The following is a 22,459-nucleotide window of genomic DNA, read 5'->3' as shown; positions in this document are numbered from 1 at the left end:
CATCTATGCCGGAACCGCGAAGAACCGTTCCGTCACCTTAGCAAGACGGTGCGGATCCTCCACGCCGCACAGTTCCCTCGCGGAGTGCATCGACAGGAGGGGCACCCCCACGTCCACGGTCCTGATTCCCAGCCGGGTGGCCGTCAGCGGCCCGATGGTGGAGCCGCACGGCATGACGTTGTTGGACACGAATTCCTGGTAGGGAACGCCGGCTTCGCCGCAGAGCCGTGCCCAGAGGGCGGCACCGGCGGCGTCCGTGGCATATCGCTGGTTGGCATTGATCTTGAGCAACGGCCCCCCGTTGAGGAGGGGACGGTTGACGGGATCATGCCGCTCGGGATAGTTCGGGTGGACAGCGTGTCCGGCATCCGCGGAAACGCAGAACGACGCCGCAAACGCCTGCCGCCGCTGGCTCACCGACGCCCCCAGCCCGTCCGAAATGCGGACCAGGACGTCCTCGAGCACGGGCCCGCAGGCGCCCGAGCGCGACGCCGAACCGATTTCCTCATGATCAAACGCAGCAAGCACGGCAATCGGGGCCGGTCCGGTGGTGGAGGAACCGCCCCCCGGCCGTGACGCGAGGGCGATAAGGGCCATCAGCCCGGCGTGCGTCGCGGATAGGTTATCCAGCCGGCCGGAGGCGAAAAACTCGCCCTTGGCCCCGAAAACGGCAGCCGGCTGCGTGTCCGCAATGACGACGTCGTATCCCCCGATCTGCGCAGGATCAACAGTCCCGGCGCCGGACACACGCTGGGCCAGGAGTCCCAGCAGGTCCTCCCCGGCTGGATCGCCGAGGCCGAACACCGGATTCATGTGCTGCTGCTTGTCCAGGGCCAAGCCCTCATTAACGGCACGGTCGAGGTGGATGGCGAGTTGAGGAAAGCGCAGGAGCGGACCGGTGGCGGTGAGGTGCTGGGTGCCGTCGAGCATGACCAGGCGTCCGGCAAGCTGCAGTTCGCGGTCCAGCCACGAGTTGAGCAGGGGTCCGCCGTAGACTTCCACGCCGGCCTGCAGCCAGCCGAACCTGCCGGTGGTGGGCTTGGGCTTGAGCTTGAAAGACGGCGAATCCGTGTGCGCGCCCAGAACGTTGAAGCCGGTGGTGGGGCCGGCACCATCGGGGGTCACCCAGGCGATCAGTGCGCCGTCGCGGATCACATAAAACTTGCCTGCCGCCGCTTCCCACGGCTCAAGCTCGTCCAGCCCGGTAAAGCCCGCCCCGTCCAGCCTCCGCGCCGCTTCGTGGACGGCGTGAAAGCTCGACGGCGATGCGCTGACATAGTCGCCCAGGTCCCGGATGTGGTCTGCGGCAGAGGTGTGGAGAGGCATGGCTCCGAGTCTAGCGCCGCGTTAGACAGTGACGTTGAGACCTGCGGTGTAGCCGGCCGATACTGAACCCGACATGGTGGCGAGCTGGTAGATGCCGCCGTCGTCGCCGAAGACGTTGTCCGACTGCAAGGTGGTGTTGGGGAAATTCTGGGCGCTGGCCTCATAGCCAGGGGACGTGTAGACCACCTTGCAGGCCGCATCGGTCATCGCGATCTGCGAGACCGCCAGCACCTGCCCGGCCGCTGTGGCGTTATTCATGGATTCAAAGACTTCGAAGTGGATGTGCGGCCAGCGGCCGTTGTAGGCACCCGGGTAGACGGTCTTGAAGGTGACCTGCCCGTTAGCGTCCGCTTCCTGCACGCCGCGGAGGTAGTTCTCGTTTTCCAACCCGGAATCGTACAGGGAGTACTTTCCGTCCCGGTCACAGTGCCAGGCGTAGACGGCGGCGCCGGCCAGCGGAACGCAGCCGTTGGCGTTGTCGAGCAGGGTCAGCGTGACGGTCAGCGGTACGCCGTCGACCTTCGTGGCTGACGTACCGAAGCTGGACGTGATGTCCTGCCGCACCACGCCGGAGGCTTCGAGGACGTTCGGGCCGTTGGACCCGTCGCCCGGGTAGGGACCGGCCGTTTCCTGCGGGATCTCCACACCGCACTCGGCGATCGCCCGGGTCACCGTAGGGGAAGCTATGGGGGATGCACTGGCGGAGGATGCGGCGGAAGCCGCGGGCGCCGTCGTCGTGCCCGTGGATCCGGCCGACGCGGACGCCGAGGTTCCGGTGGTGCCCGCAGAACCGGACGACCCACCCGGCGTGCACGCAGCCAGCGCAGCAGCCGCCGTGCCGGCGCCAAAGAACATGCCCAGGGATCGCCGGCTCATCAGCGTCGAGAGGTCGAACTGGAGGCCACGGTCGTGGTCGGGATGCGGCCTGTGCGGGGAGTGCTGCACGTCGGGGGTGCGGGGTGATGTGCTCATGGATCCATGAAACGCCAGGCAGCTATGGCCCGCATAGGGCAATCCTGTGCGGAAGCTGTGCGCGGGGCGCTTGGCGGTACCTGCCGGCGGCCGGTTCAGTAGTCCGGGTTGCTGGGGGTCACGAGTCCTGTTTCGTAGGCATAGACCACGGCCTGGACCCGGTCCCGCAGGTGGAGTTTGGTGAGGATCCGCCGGACATGGGTCTTTACCGTGGCTTCCGAAAGGAAGTACCGGTGCGCGATTTCGGCATTGGACAGGCCCTCGGCCATTGCCTCCAGCATTTCGGTTTCCCGGGGAGTCAGAGCCTCCAGCAGCGGATCCCGGTGGGCGGGGGTGGCGGCAGCCGCAGCCGGCGCGTTGGCAGCCGCACCACGGACGTAGGTTTCCAGGAGCCGTTGGGTAACGCGGGGCGCGACGACGGCGTCACCGCTGGCCACCACCCGCACGGCCTGGACCAGCTCGGACGGCGCCACGTCCTTGAGCAGAAAGGCCGACGCTCCGGCTTGCAGCCCGGCAAAAGCGTACTCATCGAGGTCGAAGGTGGTCAGGATGATGATCCTGGCGCACGAGCCGGAGACGGTGATGGCGCGGGTGGCCTCAATCCCGTCCAGGACCGGCATCCGGACGTCCATGAGAACGACGTCGGGCTTGAGCTCGCGGACCTCCCGGACTGCCTCGGCCCCGTCCGAGGCTTCGCCCACCACTTCCAGATCGTCTTCGCCCTCCAGAATGAGCCGGAAGCCCATCCTCAGTAGCGGTTGGTCATCCACCAGCAAAACCCGGATGCGTCCGGCGTCGCTCATTCTTCCCCCTTGTTGCCGTTGAGTGCCAGGACAGCCTTCACCCGCCAGCCGCCGCTGGTGGTCCGCCCAGCCTCCACGGTACCCCCGTAGATCCCGGCCCGTTCCTTCATGCCCGTCAATCCCTGCCCCGAACCAAGCGCGCCTGTGCCGGTGGGTGCGGAGCCGGTGCCCCGGCCGTCATCCACTACTTCGATGGTGACCGTGGACGGGTCACGGACCACCGTAACGTCGACGCGGCTCAGCGCCCTGCCATATCGCAGCACGTTGGTCAGCGACTCCTGAACAATGCGGTAGACGGTCAGCTGGAACGCGGCATCCGCCGGCAGCGCGGGTCCGGTGTGCGAGTAGTGCACGGGAAGCCCTGCCGTACGGAACCCGTCCAGGAGCTTGGCGAGGTTGTCTCCGGCAGCCAGCGGCTCGCGCGGCGCCTGCCCCGCGGACGCGTCGTCGCGCAGGACCCCGAGAACGCGGCGCATATCCGCCAGGGCGGTACGCCCGGTCCGGGACATCTCTGCCAAGACCTCTGCCGCGCGTTCGGGATCCTTCCGGACCACCACGGCGGCCCCGTCCGAAAGTGTGACCATGACGGTCAGCGAGTGCGCCACGACGTCATGCATTTCCCGTGCGATCCGGTTCCGTTCATTGACGGAGCCGAGCTTGGCCGCCTGGGCCGCCCACGCGGCAATCTCCTGTTCGTGTTCCCGGCGCTGGCGAACCGATATTCCGATGCCCGTGGCGAGAACGTTTGAGAGCGCGATGGTTGTGCCCGCCGCGATGCTTGAGATCAGCTGGAACTCTTCGGGCGACGTTGCAGAGGCGGGCAGTTCCCTCTCCAGCGGACCCACAGCCGCGAAGAAGTAGAGCAGCGCCAGCGGTGCCGTCGCGAGCGCAAGCGTGACCAGGGCGAACCGCCTGGTGCGCACCACGGCGACGGCGTAGAGCGAGAACCAGAGCCCGGCGGAAACGTTGGTCCCCCAGGGATGCAGCAGGGTGACAGCCACCTCCACGGCCGCAATGAACGCCACAAGAGGAACCGGATAACGTCGCCGGAGAAACAAGGACAGGGCGACGGCGGCGAGCAGCCCCGCTGCCAGCCAAACCCCGGCGCGTACGGCGTCCACCATGGTGGGTGTCACCAGCAGGAGATAGCAGAGAACCACCACGGCATCCATGACGCGCGGATGCTGGTGCAGGTAGCGGCGCAGGCGGCCGCGGCGCCTGGCCGCTATCTCGGCGAAGGACGCGCCGCCCTGGCCGGCCGGCGCGTCCTTCAGTGGAACAGCTTCAGTCATGGAACGAGCCTAGGCTCTGACCCTAGACGTCGCGGATTTTCAGCAGGATCGTGGCGAGGGCCAGCGGCACCACTACCCAGGCGCCCAGCACAAGTCCGGCCTGCCAGACTTCGAGGGTGTCCGGGACGTGCTCTACGGCCGTCAGGGGCGTCAGCGTGTTGCCGGGCAGGTACTTGCGGGCTTCCACGAAGAAGTCGCCCGGAATCAGCTGGAAGGCGATGGGTGCCACGAAGAACAGTCCCACGAGGCTCATGATGCCTCCGGCCGAGTTCCGCACCAGAGTCCCGAGGGCCATGCCGATCGCGGCCACGGCAGCCACATAGGCACTGTTGACGAGCAGCAGCTTGATTGACTGGGAACTGGCAAGATCCAGCTTCAGGCCGTAGTTGTCCAGGATCGGCACGGCAACCAGGCCCGCAACGTAGGTGGATACGGCCGTCAGGATGAAGGCGCTGACCATCACCACGACGAGCTTGGCGACGAACGCGGGGATCCGTTTGGGCACGGCGGCAAACGTGGAGCGGGCCATTCCTGTGGTGAACTCGGAGCTCATGAGCAGCACGCCCAGCGAGCCAAGGATGAGCTGGGCGAAGGCGATGCCGGACGTGGGGACAGTGACTGCGAGGTCCCCGCCCTGGCCCGCCAGTGCTTCCGCCGCCTGGGGATCGGAGCCGGCCGCATCAGCGAACTGGCCGGTTCCCCAGGCGGACAGGGCGCCGAACCCCACCATCACCACGGCCGTGGCGGCGAGCAGGATCAGGGTGGACAGAAGCGTCCGGAACTTGATGAATTCAGAGTTCAGCACGCGGATGAAACTGGGTCCAGGACCCGGGCTGGCGGTACGGGCGTTGCTGGAGTGCGCGGGGCCGGCGCTGCGGGGGCCGGGCTGGGCGACGGTTGATGTGCTCATGGCTTCAGTTGCCTCCGGACTGGACGGGGACGGGGGCTCCCGTGGTGATCAGCGAGTGGTATTCGACCTCATCCTTGGTCAGCTCCATGTACGCCTCTTCGAGGCTGGCCTGCAGCGGAGTGAGTTCGTAGATCATGACGCGGCTGTCGAGCGCCGCCCGTGCGATCTGGCGGGGGTCCAGGCCCTTGACCTCGAGCAGTTCGTGGTCCTGGACTTCAACGGAGACGCCGGTTCCGGCGAGGACGTTCATGAGCTGGTCGGGCTGGTCCGTGCGGACCCGCGTCCGGGTCTGTCCCTTGCCGGTGATGATGTCCTTGATGGGTGCATCGGCGATGATCTTGCCGCGGCCGATCACGATGAGGTGGTCGGCGGTCAGCGCCATCTCGCTCATGAGGTGGCTGGACAGGAACACCGTGCGGTCCTCGGAGGCCAGGAACTTGACCAAATTGCGGACCCACACCACGCCTTCGGGGTCGAGGCCGTTGACCGGTTCGTCCAGGATGATGGTCTGCGGGTCGCCCAGGAGCGCGGCGGCGATGCCCAGGCGCTGCCCCATGCCAAGTGAGAACCCCTTGACCTTTTTTCGGGCCACGTCGGCCAGGCCCGTCATCTCGATGACTTCGTGGACACGTTTCTTGGGGATGCTGTGGGTGGCGGCCATGGCCAGGAGATGGTTGTAGGCCGACCGGCTCGTGTGGACAGCCTTCGCGTCCAGGAGGGCGCCGATCTCACGGAGCGGGGCCACGTGCCGGGCGAACGGGACGCCGTTCACGGTGACCGTTCCCGCCGTCGGGCGGTCCAGTCCCATGATCATGCGCATGGTGGTTGATTTGCCGGCCCCGTTGGGGCCCAGGAAGCCGGTGACCCGTCCGGCCTGGACGGTGAAGTCGACGCCGCCGACGGCGGTTTTGTCGCCGTAGACCTTCGTCAGGCCTTGTGCCTCGATCATGGAGCGGTCCTTTGCCTAGCTGCGGAGTGCTGATTGGTCTGCACGTTCCACGCTACCGATGCGGACGGCCGAATTCGCCGGTCTCAGGGATGATTCAGGGGCGAATCAGGGTTGTCGGGCGTAGTCCGGACGGATGAGCCCCTAGTCCGCCGGACGCGGCGAGTAGTACTTCAGCGCGCCGCGCTTGAGAGTGATTTCAACTGCTCTCACGCCCGGCATGGTTTCACCGTCCACAGCGAGCACCATGGGCACCGTTCCGCATTCAAGCCGCACGTGGCTGGCCTCCCTGAGGTGGGTAATTTTGGAGGTGGCCACGGTGCCTGTCAGCACGGACCAGAGCATGCGGAGGCGCGCAAAGGATTCGTCGGCGGTGATCATCCTGACATCCAACACTCCGTCGTCGAGCACCGGGCGGAAGAGCGGGGCATGGTCCCTGGGGTAGTAGCGGCCCCGACCAAGGTACATGATCCACAGTTTGTGGCGGACGCCGTCCACAATCAGCGTGACGGGCTTTTCCACCGCGAACGTGCGGAACATCGCCGCGACCCCTGCCAGCGGCTTTCCCAGGGCCGGCTGCAGCTGTTCGCGGCGGCGGACCAGGTTGGGGTAGAGCCCGATACTGGCGGTGTTGAGCATGATGAGCTCCACCATTTCGGGGTCGTCCGCCAGCCCTCGTTCCACGGCCACGATCCCGACGTCGGCCTGCGCCGCCTCGCCCTTTCCTGCGGCTTCGACCGCCTCCTGGAGCGAGGGCGTTCCGGCGTCCCTGGCGAAATGGTTGAGCGTGCCGCCCGCCAGTACCAGCAGGGGAAGGTCATGTCCGACGGCGGCCGCAGCGGCCGTGCCCACGGTTCCGTCACCGCCCCACACCGCCAGCGCACGCGTCCCAGGCCGCGTCGCCGCCGCTTCTATCTGTTCGGCCAGGTCCTGGTCCGGCGCGATCGTGGTTATATGTGCAAGCGGGAATACTTCCCGAAGGGCATCCGCGGTCTCCTCCGTGAAAGAACCCCCCAATGAATTCACCGCGATGCTCAGGCCCTCGCCGCTGGGCACCTGGGCCGTCTTGATCCACGTGCGGGTAGTGGGCGGGAACGGGGGCCGGACGGGCCACCATTTCCTGGTGATGAGGGCAGCCCCGGCTCCGATGGCCGAGCCGAAGAGGACATCTGACGGCCAATGGGCCCCTGTATGCACCCGGGAGTATGCAACTCCGGCGGCAACGGGCGCCACCGCCGCGCCCAGAACCGGCTGGACGAGTCCTGTCCCGAGGGCGAAAGCGACTGCCGACGCAGAATGGCCGGACGGCATGGAGGAGCTGGTGGGCTGAGGATGGACGAAACGGAAAACCGGCAGGTGCTCGGGCAGCGGGCGGGCGCGGGGCAGCAGGGTCTTGAAGACGACGTTGGTGACGGCCGAAGCCACGCCCTGTGCGAGCAGCCCGTGAACGGCGGCCCTCCTTGTGCGTCCGGGAACAAGGCCGGCCACGGCGGCCACACCGAACCAGAGCTTGCCCTTGTTCGCTGACGCGGAAAGCCGGCGGAAGAAGGTGTCATGATGCCCGCCTGGAAATCCCGAGACCGCCCGCATCAGTGCGCGGTCCATCCCCGCCACCCAGCCCGGGCCCCGTCGCAGCATTCTTCGCATCAGCCCACCCTACCGCCGGGGTGCGGGGCTGGGCATTGGCCCGCCCGGGCCGCGGTTCGCTCCCTCGAGGTTCATTCCCTCGAGGACAGCGGCTTGGCGGCACCGGCCAGCAGCAGAGCCACCAGGATCGGTGCGCCGATGGCAAGGAGCGCCAGGTGGATACCGGTGAGGTCGCCCAGATAACCGAGCAGCGGAGGGCCGGCGAGGAACGCCACGTAGCCGATGGTGGAGACCACCGAAACCCGCGCAGCGGCGTGCTTGGGGTCATCGGCGGCGGCGGACATTCCCATGGGAAACGCCAAGGCTGCCCCGACTCCCCACAGGGCGGCGCCCACGGCGGCAAGCCAAACGTCGCCCGCGAAGACGAACAGCGCGAGGCCGGCAGCCGCCGCGGCCATGCTCGCCCGGAGCACGGCCACCCGCCCGTACCTGTCGATGACGCCGCCTCCGAAAAAGCGCATGGCTGTCATGGCCAGGACAAAGAGTGCGAAGAGCAGCGCCCCGGTGGACTCCGTCGTGCCGAGGCCGTCCACCGATGCCTTGGCGATCCAGTCGTTGCCCGCCCCTTCGGTCAGAGTGGCACCGAGAACCACTACCCCGATCAGCAAAGTGCGGGAATTTCGCCAGGCGGACGGACCGCGGGCCGGCTTGGACTCACCGGCGTCCGGCACCTGCGGTGCTTCATGGGGAAGAAAGTAGCGCGGCGTGATGAAGGTCAGCAGGGCAACGGCGGCTGCGATGACCAGGAGGTGCTGGGGCAGGCCCACGCCAACTCCGGAAAGCCCCGCACCGATGAGTGCACCCAAGAAAGCCCCGCCGCTAAAAGCCGCATGGAACTTGGGCATGATCGTCCGGCGGAGGCGATGCTCGACGTCGGCCCCTTCGACATTCTGGGAAACATCCCACAGACCGACGCCCATGCCGAAAAAGAAGAGCGCGACGGCAGTACCCGGAACAGACTCCGCGAGCAGCGAGATCGCGATGCCCACACCCGCCATCGCCGCCAGCAAGCCACTTGCCCGGACACTGTTGGCCGTGCCGATCCTGCTGATGACATGCCCGGCGGTGGGCAGCGCGATCAGCGAGCCGACGGCGGTGCACAGCAGAAGCGTGCCCATCTGCCCGGACGAGATGTGCAGGATTTCGGTGACAGCCGGAATGCGGGCCGCCCAGCTGGCGAAGACCAGGCCGTTGGCGCCGAAAATAATGAACGTGGCAACGGCTGCGGCGGAGACCTGCCGGCCGGCGATCTGCTGGGTGGAAGTCATTCGACAACTCTAGCCAAAGGTCGCTGGCTGGGCGTGCCGAAACCCGGGTCCACCTCGGGATTCAGCAGGTGCCCAACGCTCTCTCACTTCCTGCCGCCACATCCCCAACGGTCTCTCACTTGCTGCCGCCCCATCCCCAACGCTCTCTCACTTGTCGCAGCAATAACGCCAAACGCTCCCTCACCGTGTGAGAGAGCATTGGCACAAAACGTGCAGAAAGTGAGAGAGCGTCGTGCTTAGCGGGCGCGCTCCACGCGCTTTTCGTCCCAGACCGGCTCCGCGGATTCGTAGACGCGCCCGTCGGAGCCGAACACCAGGAAGCGGTCGAAAGTCCGGGCGAACCAGCGGTCGTGGGTGACAGCGAGGACTGTGCCCTCAAAGTGGTCGATGGCCCGCTCGAGGGCCTCTGCGGAATGCAGGTCCAGGTTGTCGGTGGGCTCGTCCAGCAGCAGCAACGTGGCACCGGAGAGCTGCAGCAGCAGGATCTGGAACCGCGCCTGCTGCCCGCCGGAGAGCGACTCGTATTTCTGCTCGGACTGGCCTGCGAGCCCGTAGCCGTCCAGCGCTCCGGCGGCGGCCTCGCGCGCCAGTCCGGAGCGGTGTTCGTCGCCGCGGTGCAGGATCTGCAGCAGGGTCTTGCCGAGCAGGTCCGGCCGCACGTGGGTCTGCGCGAAGAAGCCGGGGCGGATGCGGGCGCCGAGTTTTACGGTTCCTTCGTGGGGCACTTCGGCGATTTCGACGTCGGACACGGGCAGGTGTTCGCGCTCCGGGTCGGTGCCCCCGGTGGCGAGCAGCCGCAGGAAGTGGGATTTACCGGAGCCGTTGGAGCCCAGCACGCCCACCCGGTCCCCGAACCAGATTTCGGTGGAGAACGGCTTCATGAGGCCTGTCAGTTCGAGCTTTTCGGCCACGATGGCGCGTTTGGCCGTGCGGCCGCCCTTGAGACGCATCCGCACGTTCTGCTCGATGGGCAGCGCCTCGGGCGGCCCGACCTCCAAGAACTTTGCGAGGCGCGTCTGGGCGGCGTGGTAGCGGTTGGCCATGTCCGAGCGGAATGCCGCCTTGTTCTTGTACATGTTGACGAGTTCTTTGAGCTTGATGTGCTCCTCGTCCCAGCGTTTGCGGAGCTCCTCGAAGCGGGCATTGCGGTCGGCGCGTGCGTCCACGTACGACCCGAAGCCGCCGCCGTGTACCCAGGCGCCGGCACCGTTGATGCCCGGCTCAAGGGTGACGATGCGGCCGGCAGCGTTGTTCAGCAGCTCGCGGTCGTGGCTGATGAAGAATACGGTCTTCTTCGACTCGTTGAGCCTGCCCTCGAGCCATCGCTTGCCCGGGACGTCGAGGTAGTTGTCCGGTTCGTCGAGGAGCAGCAGCTCATCAGGGCCCGCGAACAGCGCCTCCAGCACCAGGCGCTTCTGCTCGCCGCCGGAAAGGCTCGACGCCGGGCGGTGCTGCGCGCGGTCAAACGGCAGTCCCAGCGCGGCCATGCAGACTTCGTCCCAGACGGTCTCGACGTCGTAGCCGCCGGCGTCTCCCCAGTCGACGATCGCCTGGGCGTACCGCATCTGGGTGGGTTCGTCGTCGTGCTCCATCATGGCGAGCTCGGCGTCGTCCACGGCGCGGGCAGCGGCCGCCAGTGCCGCCGGGGCGGCCGAAACCAGGAGGTCCTTGACCGTGGAATCATCCCGGACCTGGCCCACGAACTGGCGCATGATGCCCATGTTGCCGGATCGGCCGATCACGCCCTCGTCCGGAATGAGATCGCCGGCGATGATGCGGAACAGTGTGGTTTTTCCGGTGCCGTTGGGGCCGATCAGGGCTGTCTTGGTGCCGTCGGGGACCTTGAAGGTCACCCCGTTGAGCAGCTGGGTGCCGTCGGAGAGGAAGTAGTCGATGCCGGAAACGTCAATATGGGCCACCCGGCAATCTTCCCATGGCTGACTCCTACGCTCCCGCACGTCCCGTCACCAGGCGGCCAAACCCTCCTGCGTTCGCTGCAGGAGGGTTTCGCGGAACGTTGCGGGAGCTGCGGGAGCGTTCGGATCAGCCGGCGGCAGTCAGGAACTTCTTTAGGAGCGGCCCGGACGTGGTGGCGCCCAGCCCACCGTCTTCCACAAAGACCGCCACGGCCAGGTCGCCATGGACTGCGATGATCCAAGCGTGCGTCTTCGGCGGCTTGGCGTTGCCAAACTCCGCTGTGCCGGTCTTGGCGCCCACGGGTTCGCCCGGCACGTCAGCCAGGAAGCCCGCATGTCCGGACGTCACCACCGCGCGCATCATGTCGGCGAGGGAGGCGGCTTCCGCCTTGGTCACCGGAGTCTGCGCATTTTTCGCGGGAGCCTCTGCCGTGACGGTCGACGACGGCGACGCACCTTCTGCGGGCTGCGTGCCTGCCGCTCCGCTGGCGACGGGCGAGGCACCCGGGGCGGCATCCGGGTTGAGGACCAGCACCGGCGACACCGGTGCGCCCTTGGCGACTGAGCCGGCCATGATGGCAGCGGAAAGCGGGGACATCAGCACCCTGCCCTGGCCGATCATGGCCGCCGCGTGCTCGGTACCCTCGGCCTCACCGGGAACGGAACCAAGAAAGGCATCAGCCCCCAGCTTCGGGGCCTCAACCGCCACGCCCAGGGACGTTGCCGCTGATTCAAGCTGCGCCTGCGACACCTTCTCCCGTACTGAGATGAAGGCCGTGTTGCACGAGTGGGCAAAGGCGTCGCGCAGTGTCACCGAGCCCAGCGAATCGGCGGGATAGCCTTCCGCGTTCTTGAACTTGCGTCCGTCCACCGTCAGCGTCGGCGTGCATTCCACCGTTGAATCTGGGGTGAACCCGTTGCGCAGCATGGCCAGGGAGTCCACCACTTTGAAGGTGGAGCCGGGTGCGTACTGGCCGAGCATTGCGGTGTTGTAGCCGTTGCTCCCGGGGCCGGACGCCGCGGCCAGCACGGCTCCCGTGGACGGACGGAGGGCCACGATGGCGGAGGCAGGCTTGATGTCCGCGAGGGTGTCTTCCGCGAGCTGCTGCAGCTTTGGGTCGAGGGTGGTCTTGAGCGGCGTTCCGGCGGTCGCCTTGATCTCGAAGACGGTGCGGCGCGGATCGGTCGGGGCGGCCTGGATCTCTTCCCTCGTGGGATCCGCGCGCTGCACCCTGATCGCAAGGCCGGCCGTTCCACGGAGCTGCTCGTCGTACTGCTGCTGCAAACCGCCGGTGCCGGTGACGTCGCCGGCGGTCAGGGCGCCGTCGGACTTTTCGATCTGTTCTGCGCTGGCCTCGCCGACGGTGCCGAGTATGGCGCGGGCAAAGTTGCGGGTGGGGGCGAGCGGCAGCTTGTCGGGGATGGCGCGGCCGCCGGGAATGGCCTCGATCTGGGCGTCGGTGACGGTGCGGCTGTTGGTGTCCCGGAGGGTGATGGCGGGAACAAAGGCTTCCGGTCCGGAGGCCTCAACCTGCTGGGCGTAGGCCGCGGGGTCGATACCCACGAGTTTGGCCAGCTTGGTGGCTGAATCGGCCGCAGCCGCGGTGCCGAGCTGTGGTTTGTCGATGCCGACGTTGACCACGGGCCGGTAGGTGACGAGTTGGGCATCCTGCGCGCCCAGGATGTCCGCGCGCTGCGGGGACTGTGTGGACTTGCTGAGGATCTCCCCTTCGACGAGGTCCGGCACAAGCATGCCCGGAGACCAGACCGTGAGCCACTTGTCTGCGGACTTCCGGAGCCCGGCAGAAACGGTGTACTTCCATTCGCCGGAGTCGATCTTCCAGCTGTAGCTCAGCGGAAAGCTGGCCGTGTCTCCGTCAAGCTTGAGTTCTCCCGCTTCCACGGACGGCTTGGCCGGCTCAAGTGCCTTGAATACCTGTTTCAGCTGGTCGTTGGCCACAGAAGAATCCCGGCCATCGAATGCAACTGGGCGGAGATCCAGCCCCGCCACGGCCGATGCCAGCTGCTTTGCGGCCGCTTCGGCACCGCCGCGGCCGTCATCGCAGGCCACCAACGACGTGCCAAGAATGAGACCGATGAGAGCAAGTGAAATTTTTTTTGAGTTCCCCACTGCGCCATTATGCCCCTTTCGGCTGCCCACCGCCTGTCACACCGCCGGTGGGCAGGCAGGAGTCGGCTCAACCCTCGACCCTCAAGGCGCGCGTGAGGCGCGGTGAGCGTTATAACGTTGTCAGACGCCCAGCGCCGGTACATCCAAGCCAAATATGTCCTTGAGGGCATACTTTGCTGCATGAAAACCGGGCATCCCCGTGACGCCGGGGCCAGGCGGCGTGGACGAGGAGCACAGGTAGACGCCGCGGGCAGGGGTCCGCCACGGGACCGGTGACACCACAGGACGCTGGAGCAGTCCGCGGATGTCCAGAAGCCCAGCACTGAAATCGCCGCCGACGTAGTTCTCGTTATACGCGGCCAATTCGGCGGCAGTAGTCACCTTGTATCTGAGCACCACGTCCCTGAACCCCGGCGCGAATCGCTCCAGCTGATTTATCACGGCCTCGCCCATGTCCACCGTGGAGCCTGCAGGAACGTGGCAATAGCTCCACAGGATCTGCCGGCCGCCGGGGGCCCGGCTGGAGTCAAAGGGGGAAGGTTGTGACACGAGCAAGTACGGCCGCTCCGGGTGCCTGCCGGCGGCGACGTCGTGTTCAGCCTGTGCCGTCTCGGCCCGCGTGCCGCCTACGTGGACTGTGCCGGCGTCGGCCAGTCCCGGGGCGGCCCACGGAACAGGTCCGGAGAGGATGAAGTCCACTTTGCAGGCACCGTTGCCGAAGCGGAAGGACTCCAGGGCGCGGCGATACGATGCCGGCAACCTGCTGCCTGCGATTCGGGATAGGGCCGGTGGCGCCACGTCCAGCAGGACGGCCTTGGCAGGTTGTAGCTCCGCCAGTGAGGACACCGTGACCCCAGTATGGATTTCGCCCCCGTGCGCCCGAATATCCTCGGCCATGGCAGCGGCAATCGCCGCTGATCCGCCCACTGGAATGGGCCAGCCGTCCGCATGCGCAAGGGCATTCAGCAGCAGGCCCGCGCCCGCCGCGGCTAGGGACGGCAGCCGCGCCACCGCATGGGCCGCCACGCCGCTGACCAGAGCAGGTGCCAGGTCCCCTCTGAACCGCAGGTTCCACAGAGGTGAACCCTGTTCCAGCGTCCGAAGGCCCAGGATTGCGGCGGAAAATGGATGAGCCGGGATGCGCAGCAACTGGTCCGAGGTGGTTTCCACGATGCCGTCGAGGTGCCGGACCAGCGGAGCCATGAGCCGGCGGTAGGCGTGGCCATCTCGGCCCAGTTCGTCAGCGGTACGGTCCAGGGAACGGTAGGCCAGCGCTGACCGCCCGCGGTCCAGCGGCGAGCCAAACTGGACTTTGGGCAGGGCAAGCTCCATGCGGCGTGGCAACTCGAAGGCCTTGAAAAACGGGGAAGCAAGCGCCATGGGATGGACGGCAGAACAGACATCGTGCCAGTGATCGGCCTCAATCACCTGCGATGTCCGCGTTCCGCCGCCAATCTCCGCCGCCGCCTCGTAGACCTGCACTTTCAGGCCGGCCCGGGCCATCACCACGGCTGCAGCGAGGCCGTTGGGTCCGGAACCCACGACGGCGACGTCAGGCATCGCGCGCAGCCGTCCGCCAAGGCAGCAGAGATGCTGAGGGACGCAGGGGATCCAGCCGAAGCCGGTCAACGGCGTTATTGAAAGGCCCGCCGTGAGGGTCATCCATAAAATGGCGGCGGATGGGGTCGTAGCGGGGGTCCCAGACATCCATTGCCACGCGCGCCATCAGATATGCCGTTGCAAGCATATGTCCCGCCACGGCCAGAACGTAGTAAGGCATGTCGATGTTGTGCTGTGAAACGCCGCCACTGGTCACTTGGCCAAGATACATCCAGATGGCAGCCCAGTGCAGCCCTTCGATCCCTTGCCAGACCAGGAAGTCCCGCCAACGGGGCCGGGCCAGGGCCAGCAGCGGGACCAGCCAGATCACGAACTGGGGGGAATACACCTTGTTGGTCAGGATGAAGGCGGCCACGATCAGGAACGTCAGTTGCGCGATACGCGGACGCCGGGGTGCGGTGAGCGCCAGAACAGCAATGAGAACGCAGGCGAGCAGGAACAGATTCAGGGCTAGGGTGTTGATGGCCTCGGGCGTGAGTATCGTCCATCGGACACGCTCTGCCACGAGGTTGTATGCGAACCAGGGAGAGCTGAATCCTGCCGGGCGGTCCTGCGTGAACTCGAAGAAATACTTCCAGCCGGCGGGGTCCTTCACGGCAAAGGGAACGTTGACGGCCAGCCACGCAGCCGCGGCCGCCGCTGCGGGAATGACGAAAGCCCGGATCTTTCCGGTGCGCAGGGCCAGCAGAAAGATCGCACCGAAGACCAGTACCGGGTACAGCTTGGTGGCAGTCCCCAGACCTATCAAGATCCCGGCCAGCACCAGCCGCTCCTTCGAGAAGAAGTACATGCCGAGAGCCAGCAGTGCCACGGCCCACATGTCCCAGTTGATCACACCCGCCAAGACGATTCCCGGCGCCAAGGCCACCATGGCGGCGTCCCACGGGCGGCGGCGGGTCATCCGGGCCGTTGCAAGGACAGTGACAATCCAAACGGCCGCAATCAGCGTCGCGTTGACATCGAAGTAGCCCAGGACGCGCGAATCCGTAGCCCCTCTGCCCGGGACAAGCCAGGCCGTTGCTCCGGCGATGAGTCCCATCAGGACCGGGTACTCAAAAAGGGTGCCCTGGGTGAAGAAGGGGAAGGCGCCGTCGCCCAGTCCTCGGTTGCGGAACAGCTCCGGGAAGTCGGAATAGCAGGTGGAGTAAAACTGCGATGGGGTTGCCCATCCGTTGACCCGGCAGTAGTCCTTGATGAGAATCCCGGCGAGGGCTGCCACCACGGTGAGGATGATCAGCACCCGTTCCACCGTGAAAAAGCCGGGGGAGACGATACCCGGTGCTGACCGCTGTCCTAAGGGGCCGCCGACAAGTTCAGTGAAATTTTTCAGCAGACGGTCGCTGCGGCTGGGTACCACCACGCGCGCACGCTTTCGATGGGGCGGCGGCTGTGTCTCCTGCATGACTTCGAGCTTACCGGGGCCGTGTACCTCTTAGCGGATCGTTCAAGAGCGGGTGAAGCTTCACTGCAAAAGCCCGCGCGTCGCCGCGCGGGCTCTCTGCCGAATGCTGTGGGCAGTGCAGTCCATCAGTACCTCCCTTTACCGGAAACGTATTGGAGTGATCGTGCCGACGTGGACTCAGCGCATGCTGCTCATTTGCTGATGCATCAGCGTGTAGACGTCTTCCCGGTTCTGGTCCAGCAGCTGGCCGTTGAACTGCGGCTGCTCCAGCTCAGCGTTTCGGCTGGAAAGAAGCTCTTGAAGCTTGCGAAGCATGGCATTCACCTCCTTTCGGTGTCGGGTGAAGCGGTGTCGGATCAGTCGGCGGGTGAGGCGGGGGCGGGTGCTTCCCCTGGCGGACACGTTCGCAGCCGGGGCCGCTACGGGGGACGCCGCGCCGGCGGGGGCGGCGCTGCTACTGCTGGGAGTCACGGTGGATCCTTTGTTTCGGTTTGGGTAAATTCAGACAGGGAAATCAAGCAGAATTCCGGGCATGACAAATAGAGCCATCTAATTTGCCAGAGAATGGCCATAAATGGGCAGAGAAATGCCCGGGGTAATAAAGGGGAATCCGTAAAAGCTTGTGAGTGGCCCCAAAGCGGTGGCGAAGCAGACCCCCAACAAGAAGCCAGGGTTCTGAATCATGGGGGTGCTGCGCAAGCGCGTGGCTCCGCCGTATCAGACCGCCGAGGTCAGAAAGTCCTCCGAAGAAGCAGGATTATCGTCCTGTTATCGCAGCGCCGGTGCGGGCACCGGGAGCCAAGGGTCAGGAGACGGCGAGTCCGTGATGAGGGCGCGGCCCAGCAACGAAGGCCGGGAACGCGGTGATGGTCAACTTCCATCCGCTAGTCAAAGTAATCATTGTCCCAACCTCCTTTTCTGCTCTGCCGTTGTACAAGCCGAATGGCCGGACAACGCGCGCCGTGACCCTGGCAAAGTCGCTCTGGGGTCAGAAATAAAAATACACCAGGAATGATGCAGTTGACTAGTTAATTCTCAAACGAAGTTTGAGTATCCCGAACAAAGCATTCTTAGAGCCCCCAGCGGACAATAGCCGGCGTCCTTTTATCCCAGCCAAGGGTGCACACTTTTGCGGTACCCAAAATGAAGTGCCGGCCTTCCTCCGGGGCGAGTTCCAGCCATCGGGCGGTGAGGATGCGGGAAAAGTGGCCGTGCGCCACGATCAGGACGTTGTCGAGGCCAGACTCCAGGACCCGGGCCACTATCTTGTCCGCGCGGGCCGCCACGTCCTGCAGTTTCTCGCCGTTGGGAACCCCGTGCGTCCAGATCAGGTAATCCGGGTTGTCCTTGCGGATCAGGTCCGAGCTGATGCCTTCGTAGTCGCCGTAGTCCCACTCGACGGCCAGGGGCTCGTGGACGGCGTCGGGGAATCCCGCGAGTTCGGCGGTCCGGCGGGCGCGCCGCAGCGGGGAGGTCAGCACGAGGTCGAAATCCACACTGTCCAGGACCTTGCGGGCCTCCACCGCCTGCTGTTCGCCTTCCACGGTCAACGGGAGGTCGGTGAGCCCTGTGTACTGACCACTCTTGGACCACTCAGTTTCGCCGTGCCGCAGGATCCAGAGCTGGGGACGGGGGATGTTGGCAGCGTTCACTTAGGACTCCTGGGTTGGGGAAGGTTCGACGTCGGCGGGGGACTTTGCGGAGTCGGTCGCCGTGGGCTGAGGTGCTTCAGCTGCTGATTCGGGCTGGGCCGCCCACCAGACGCGCAGCCGTGACTCGGCGTCGGACGGTTCGAGCGGACCGTTCTCCATCCGTTCCTCCAGCAGGAAATTGTAGGCTCTGCCCACCACAGGCCCAGGCTTTAGGCCTAGCAGGGACATGATCTGGGCGCCGTTAAGGTCCGGGCGCACGGCGTCCAGGGATTCCTGCTCTCGAAGGGCGGCAATCCTGGTTTCAAGGTCGTCGTAGGCGAAAGCGAGCCGCTCAGCCTTGCGCTGGTTTCGGGTGGTGACGTCCGACCGGGTCAGGCGGTGCAGGCGTTCCAGCAGGGGTCCGGCGTCGGTGATATAGCGGCGGACGGCCGAGTCGGTCCACCCGGCCTCGCCGTAGCCGTAGAAGCGCATATGAAGTTCCACAAGGCGGGAGACGGCCTTGATGGTGTCGTTGTCGAGGCGAAGGGTCTTCATCCGCTTGGCGGTGAGTTTGGCGCCCACCATGTCGTGGTGGCGGAAGCTGACCGCGCCGCCCGGTTCGAAACGCCGCGTAGCCGGTTTCCCGACGTCGTGCATCAAGGCGGCGAACCGCAGAACAAAATCGGGACCCGGCACGGGGCCTTCCTCGTCGGTCTCCAGGCTGGCCGCCTGCTCAAGGACCTGAAGGGAATGCTGGTAGACGTCCTTGTGCCGGTGGTGCTCGTCGGATTCGAGGCGCAGTGCGGACACCTCGGGAAGCACGAACTCGGCCAGGCCGGTGTCCACCAGCAGGTCCACGCCGACGCGCGGGTGGCGCCCGCAGATCAGCTTGACGAGTTCATCGCGCACCCGCTCGGCGGAGATGATGGTGATCCGCTCGGCCATCTGGGTCATGGCCAGCCGGACGTCGTCATGGACGGCCACGCCCAGCTGGGACGCAAACCGCGCCGCACGCATCATGCGCAGGGGGTCGTCGGAAAAGGACGCCTCGGGGGCACCGGGGGTTGCCAGGACGGAGGCGTGCAGATCCCGGACACCGCCGAAGGGGTCGATCAGCTCCATGGACGGCAGCCGCAACGCCATCGCGTTAATGGTGAAATCCCGCCGGAGCAGGTCATCCGTCAGCGAGGATCCGAACGCAACCACCGGCTTCCGGGATTCCGGGTCGTATGCCTCGGCGCGGTACGTGGTGATCTCGATCTGGAAGCCGGCCTTGCGCATCCCGATCGTTCCGAAGGCGCGCCCGATCTCCCAGAAGTTGTCCGCCCACTTCTTGATCAGCGCCACCGTCTGGTCAGGCGTGGCGTCGGTGGTGAAATCGAGGTCCGGGGACGTGCGGCCAAGGAACAGATCCCTTACCGGACCGCCCACGAGCGACAGCTCATGACCGGCGTCCACGAAGCGCTGGCCGAGCTCCAGGACCACCGGGTCCACCTGGAAGTCAACGGTGTGGAGATCAGTCTTTTGATGTGCGTGCGCCATAGTTACTTAAGCTTGTCAGAAAACCACTCCCAACCACACCAAATCACGGGGATTGCAGGGATGAGGATGCAAAGTGCGTCACATGCAGTCCATCTTGAAGCCATGTTCCGGTCATCACCACGGGGCAAGAGTCGTTAGAGTGGACTGCATGGCCCATCCCGTACCGAGCGCCCCCGGCAGGAGGACAAACCCACCGTTGCCGTCGGCAATCGGTGCCCATATCGCGCCTGCCCCGCACTCGGCTCCGGCCTCCCTCCCCACGGTCGAGGAGATCTCCGCCGGCGGCGTCGTGGTGGACACGTCCGACGACGAACTGAGGGTTGCGATTATCGCCCGCCTTAATAGGGGCGGACGGCTGGAATGGTGCCTGCCGAAGGGCCATCCGGAAGGCCGGGAAAACAACGAGGAAGCCGCCGTGCGCGAGATCGCCGAGGAGACCGGCATCGACGGCAACATCCTGGCCCCCTTGGGCAGCATCGACTACTGGTTCACCGTCAGCGGGCACCGTGTGCACAAGACCGTCCACCATTACCTGCTGCGCGCCACTGGTGGCGAGCTCACCATCGAAAATGATCCTGACAAGGAAGCAGTGGATGTTGCCTGGGTACCGATCCACGAGCTCGCCCGGAAACTGTCCTTTCCCAACGAGCGCCGCATCGCGGACCTGGCCCGCGAAGTCCTCCCCGAACACCTCTGACGGCCCACGGACCCGTGCCTGGTCCCCGCGGATTGCGGCATTATGCGCGCGCGGGTGAGACGATGAAGACGATGTCAGCAGCCAATCCAGCGTCCGAACAGCCCGTGCAGCCAGGCGAAGCACCTTCCGGTGTGGTGCCCGCCAGTGGGGCTGCTTCCGGCGCCGCCAATTCCGGTGGCGCACGGCCCGGGGAGGCCCGCTCCAGCGCCATCATGGCTGCCGGAACGCTGGTTTCCCGCATCCTGGGCTTCGGCAAGACCTGGATGCTGGGCGCCGCGCTGGGCCTGGGCTCCACGGTCAATGACACGTTTATCAACGCCAACAACCTGCCAAACCTGATCTTCCTGCTGGTGGCGGGCGGTGTCTTCAATGCTGTGCTGGTGCCGCAGATTATCAAGGCAAGCAAGGCGCCGGACAGGGGAGCGGATTACATCAGCCGGCTCCTCACCCTGGCCGTGCTGGTGCTGCTGTCCCTCACCCTGCTGGTGACCCTGCTCGCACCATCGGTCATCGAACTGACCACCCAGGGTTACTCGCCGCAGCAGAAGTCGCTGGCCGTTGCCTTCGCCTTCTGGTGCCTGCCGCAGATTTTCTTCTACGGCCTGTACGCCCTGCTGACCCAGGTTCTCAATGCCAACGGCGCCTTTGGCCCGGCCATGTGGGCGCCCATCCTTAACAACGTGGTGGCCATCACCGGCCTGGGCATGTTCATCTGGCTTTTCGGTGCCAACGTCGCCAATCCGCATTCCCTGGACAACTGGGGCGCCTCCCAGACGTTTTTCGTGGCAGGCTTCTCCACGATTGGCGTCATGACCCAGACGGCCATCCTGCTGATCCCGGTGTTCCGGCTGAAACTCGGCCTCCGTCCGCGCTTCGGCTGGCGGGGAGTGGGGCTCGGCCAGGCAGCAAAGCTGAGCGTCTGGACGCTCCTGACCGCCGCCGTCGGGCAGCTCGCTTTCCTGTACGTGATGCGCATCGCCACCATCCCCGGCGCCGAGCGGCTCCGGCTGGAGAAAGCCGGCGACCTCGCCGGCGCGGCAATGCTGCCCGGCAATGCCGTGCTTGAGGTGGCCAGCCAGCTGTACCTGCTGCCGCACTCGATCATCGCCCTCTCCCTGGCCACAGTACTGTTCAACCGCATGACCCGCGCCTCGCAGGACGGCAACCGGAACGAACTGCGCGATGCCCTGTCACAGGGATTGCGGACCATGGCGGTGGCCACCGTGTTCGGTGCCCTGGCGCTTTTCGCCCTGGCGGGGCCGCTGGGCATGTTCTTCTCCGGCGGGCTGCGGACGGACGGTGTCATGCTGGCCCAGACGCTCACCATCCTGGCTCTCAGCACGCCGTTCATGAGCGCGAACTTCATGATGTCCCGGGTCTTCTACGCCAACGAGGACGCCCGGACTCCGTTTTACATCCAGCTGGTCCTGGCGCTGGTCAATGTCGTGTCGGCGTTCTTCATCCAGTTCCTCCCGTTCGACCAGATCATCTTCGCCATCGCCATCCTCTACACCGGCGGAAACATCCTCTCCGTGATCGTGAGTGCGTCCTTCCTGCGCCGCCTCCTGGGCCATCTGGACGGGCCGAGGATCGCCAACTCATATATACGGATGGGCTACGCCGCACTCGGCGCAGCTGTGGCAGGTGTCTGCGCTCTCTGGCTACTGGGCAGTTACAGTCCGGTGGGCTTCGCGTGGAGCAGCCGGCCTGCCGCACTGGTGACCATCGTCGTCGTCGGGCCGGTCATGCTGGCCGTCTACTTGCTCCTGCTCAAGCTGTTCCGTGTCACCGAACTGCGGGACCTTTTGCGGCCGCTGCTCGGGCGGCTTGGCCGTGGAGCTGCTGCGCCGCCCGGACGTCCGGCCGGGGGTCCGGCCGGCGCTTCCGCCGGAACGGCTTCGGCGGCCGGCGCCCCTGCTGCCAACGCTTTAACAGGGCGTCCGACGGCGGAACGCGCCACGGTGTCGATGGACACCGGCTTGATTCCACGGATCTCGGGCGAATTCGATTCCGCTTCCTTCCGCGCGGGACCGGCACCGCTGCCGGAACCGGACGTTCACCCTTCCGGCGATGTTGTTTCCTACCTGCCGGAGGAAGAGGTGCCCAGCACGGCCCGCGGCCACGCCCTGCGCGACGAGATCCCCCTCCCCGGCCGGAGGACGTTCCAGGGAAAGACCGGGCAAAACCCGTATTTCAAGTCCGGACGCAAGAAGAAAAAATAACCGCGTACCCGATTTGTCCAGCCCCGTCTCACCCGGCCGTTGCGCAGCATCGGCTAGGATCGAAAAAGAACAAGGGTAGTTGCAGGTCAGGGTCAGCCGGCTTGCCGGAGGTCTTCCCGCGGTGACGAAATCAC

17 protein-coding genes are annotated in these 22,459 nt (G+C 65.9%); 2 read left to right on the top strand and 15 right to left on the bottom strand.

Annotation, left to right across the window (positions count from 1 at the left end):
- Positions 1 to 3 precede the first annotated feature (3 nt).
- From AC1DDG_RS13110 to AC1DDG_RS13040, 15 genes are all read right to left on the bottom strand, one after another.
- Positions 4 to 1,326, bottom strand: coding sequence for a M18 family aminopeptidase (locus AC1DDG_RS13110; RefSeq protein WP_476876384.1), 1,323 nt, complete (start codon positions 1,324 to 1,326; stop codon positions 4 to 6).
- Positions 1,327 to 1,347: 21 nt separating this feature from the next.
- Entirely contained in the window at positions 1,348 to 2,298 is a 951-nt protein-coding gene (locus AC1DDG_RS13105; RefSeq protein WP_476876383.1) for an intradiol ring-cleavage dioxygenase, read from the bottom strand.
- Positions 2,299 to 2,393: 95 nt separating this feature from the next.
- Positions 2,394 to 3,101, bottom strand: a complete 708-nt coding sequence (locus tag AC1DDG_RS13100; protein WP_230119148.1) for a response regulator — start codon at positions 3,099 to 3,101, stop codon at positions 2,394 to 2,396.
- Entirely contained in the window at positions 3,098 to 4,393 is a 1,296-nt protein-coding gene (locus tag AC1DDG_RS13095) for a sensor histidine kinase (protein WP_476876382.1), read from the bottom strand. Before AC1DDG_RS13095 ends, AC1DDG_RS13100 begins: the two co-directional genes overlap by 4 nt.
- Before the next feature lie 22 nt (positions 4,394 to 4,415).
- Complete coding sequence (locus tag AC1DDG_RS13090) at positions 4,416 to 5,303, bottom strand: ABC transporter permease (protein ID WP_476876381.1); 888 nt, start codon at positions 5,301 to 5,303, stop codon at positions 4,416 to 4,418.
- Between the two features lie 4 nt (positions 5,304 to 5,307).
- Complete coding sequence (locus AC1DDG_RS13085) at positions 5,308 to 6,252, bottom strand: ABC transporter ATP-binding protein (RefSeq protein ID WP_476876380.1); 945 nt, start codon at positions 6,250 to 6,252, stop codon at positions 5,308 to 5,310.
- 141 nt (positions 6,253 to 6,393) lie between these two features.
- Positions 6,394 to 7,896 (bottom strand): phosphatase PAP2 family protein, encoded by a 1,503-nt coding sequence (locus AC1DDG_RS13080; RefSeq protein WP_476876379.1) that lies wholly within the window; start codon positions 7,894 to 7,896, stop codon positions 6,394 to 6,396.
- 71 nt (positions 7,897 to 7,967) lie between these two features.
- Positions 7,968 to 9,164 (bottom strand): MFS transporter, encoded by a 1,197-nt coding sequence (locus tag AC1DDG_RS13075; RefSeq protein WP_476876378.1) that lies wholly within the window; start codon positions 9,162 to 9,164, stop codon positions 7,968 to 7,970.
- A gap of 236 nt (positions 9,165 to 9,400) precedes the next feature.
- Positions 9,401 to 11,083, bottom strand: coding sequence for an ABC-F family ATP-binding cassette domain-containing protein (locus AC1DDG_RS13070; RefSeq protein WP_476876377.1), 1,683 nt, complete (start codon positions 11,081 to 11,083; stop codon positions 9,401 to 9,403).
- A 124-nt stretch (positions 11,084 to 11,207) separates the two neighbouring features.
- Positions 11,208 to 13,211: a penicillin-binding transpeptidase domain-containing protein gene (locus AC1DDG_RS13065; RefSeq protein ID WP_476876376.1), complete on the bottom strand. Its 2,004-nt coding sequence runs from the start codon at positions 13,209 to 13,211 to the stop codon at positions 11,208 to 11,210.
- A 120-nt stretch (positions 13,212 to 13,331) separates the two neighbouring features.
- Positions 13,332 to 14,771, bottom strand: a complete 1,440-nt coding sequence (locus AC1DDG_RS13060; RefSeq protein WP_476876375.1) for a phytoene desaturase family protein — start codon at positions 14,769 to 14,771, stop codon at positions 13,332 to 13,334.
- Positions 14,764 to 16,233: a glycosyltransferase family 87 protein gene (locus AC1DDG_RS13055; protein ID WP_476876374.1), complete on the bottom strand. Its 1,470-nt coding sequence runs from the start codon at positions 16,231 to 16,233 to the stop codon at positions 14,764 to 14,766. The genes AC1DDG_RS13060 and AC1DDG_RS13055 overlap by 8 nt, the downstream gene beginning before the upstream one ends.
- Positions 16,234 to 16,410: 177 nt before the next feature.
- Positions 16,411 to 16,704, bottom strand: coding sequence for a hypothetical protein (locus tag AC1DDG_RS13050; protein ID WP_476876373.1), 294 nt, complete (start codon positions 16,702 to 16,704; stop codon positions 16,411 to 16,413).
- Positions 16,705 to 17,303: 599 nt separating this feature from the next.
- Entirely contained in the window at positions 17,304 to 17,885 is a 582-nt protein-coding gene (locus tag AC1DDG_RS13045) for a histidine phosphatase family protein (RefSeq protein WP_476876372.1), read from the bottom strand.
- Positions 17,886 to 19,406, bottom strand: a complete 1,521-nt coding sequence (locus AC1DDG_RS13040; protein WP_476876371.1) for a CCA tRNA nucleotidyltransferase — start codon at positions 19,404 to 19,406, stop codon at positions 17,886 to 17,888.
- A 196-nt stretch (positions 19,407 to 19,602) separates the two neighbouring features.
- On the opposite strand from AC1DDG_RS13040, the gene AC1DDG_RS13035 reads away from it, so the two are divergent.
- Both AC1DDG_RS13035 and murJ read left to right on the top strand, forming a co-directional pair.
- A complete protein-coding gene (locus tag AC1DDG_RS13035) occupies positions 19,603 to 20,103 on the top strand; it encodes an NUDIX hydrolase (RefSeq protein ID WP_230119167.1) in 501 nt (166 codons plus the stop codon).
- Positions 20,104 to 20,174: 71 nt separating this feature from the next.
- Entirely contained in the window at positions 20,175 to 22,325 is a 2,151-nt protein-coding gene (gene murJ / locus AC1DDG_RS13030) for a murein biosynthesis integral membrane protein MurJ (protein ID WP_476876370.1), read from the top strand.
- Positions 22,326 to 22,459 lie beyond the last annotated feature (134 nt).

The sequence above is a fragment of the Arthrobacter sp. 10L430 genome (genome assembly GCF_056395245.1).
Note: the sequence above shows the minus strand (reverse complement) of the source record. Positions and strands in the feature narration are given on the sequence as shown.

Excerpts from the sequence above, each read along its gene's own strand:
- AC1DDG_RS13060 (WP_476876375.1), bottom strand. The coding sequence starts at position 14,771 with ATGCCTGACGTCGCCGTCGTGGGTTCCGGACCCAACGGCCTCGCTGCA.
- AC1DDG_RS13090 (WP_476876381.1), bottom strand. The coding sequence starts at position 5,303 with ATGAGCACATCAACCGTCGCCCAGCCCGGCCCCCGCAGCGCCGGCCCC.
- AC1DDG_RS13085 (WP_476876380.1), bottom strand. The coding sequence starts at position 6,252 with ATGATCGAGGCACAAGGCCTGACGAAGGTCTACGGCGACAAAACCGCC.
- AC1DDG_RS13075 (WP_476876378.1), bottom strand. The coding sequence starts at position 9,164 with ATGACTTCCACCCAGCAGATCGCCGGCCGGCAGGTCTCCGCCGCAGCC.
- AC1DDG_RS13110 (WP_476876384.1), bottom strand. The coding sequence starts at position 1,326 with ATGCCTCTCCACACCTCTGCCGCAGACCACATCCGGGACCTGGGCGAC.
- AC1DDG_RS13040 (WP_476876371.1), bottom strand. The coding sequence starts at position 19,406 with ATGGCGCACGCACATCAAAAGACTGATCTCCACACCGTTGACTTCCAG.
- AC1DDG_RS13105 (WP_476876383.1), bottom strand. The coding sequence starts at position 2,298 with ATGAGCACATCACCCCGCACCCCCGACGTGCAGCACTCCCCGCACAGG.
- AC1DDG_RS13100 (WP_230119148.1), bottom strand. The coding sequence starts at position 3,101 with ATGAGCGACGCCGGACGCATCCGGGTTTTGCTGGTGGATGACCAACCG.
- AC1DDG_RS13080 (WP_476876379.1), bottom strand. The coding sequence starts at position 7,896 with ATGCGAAGAATGCTGCGACGGGGCCCGGGCTGGGTGGCGGGGATGGAC.
- AC1DDG_RS13055 (WP_476876374.1), bottom strand. The coding sequence starts at position 16,233 with ATGCAGGAGACACAGCCGCCGCCCCATCGAAAGCGTGCGCGCGTGGTG.
- AC1DDG_RS13095 (WP_476876382.1), bottom strand. The coding sequence starts at position 4,393 with ATGACTGAAGCTGTTCCACTGAAGGACGCGCCGGCCGGCCAGGGCGGC.
- murJ (WP_476876370.1), top strand. The coding sequence starts at position 20,175 with ATGTCAGCAGCCAATCCAGCGTCCGAACAGCCCGTGCAGCCAGGCGAA.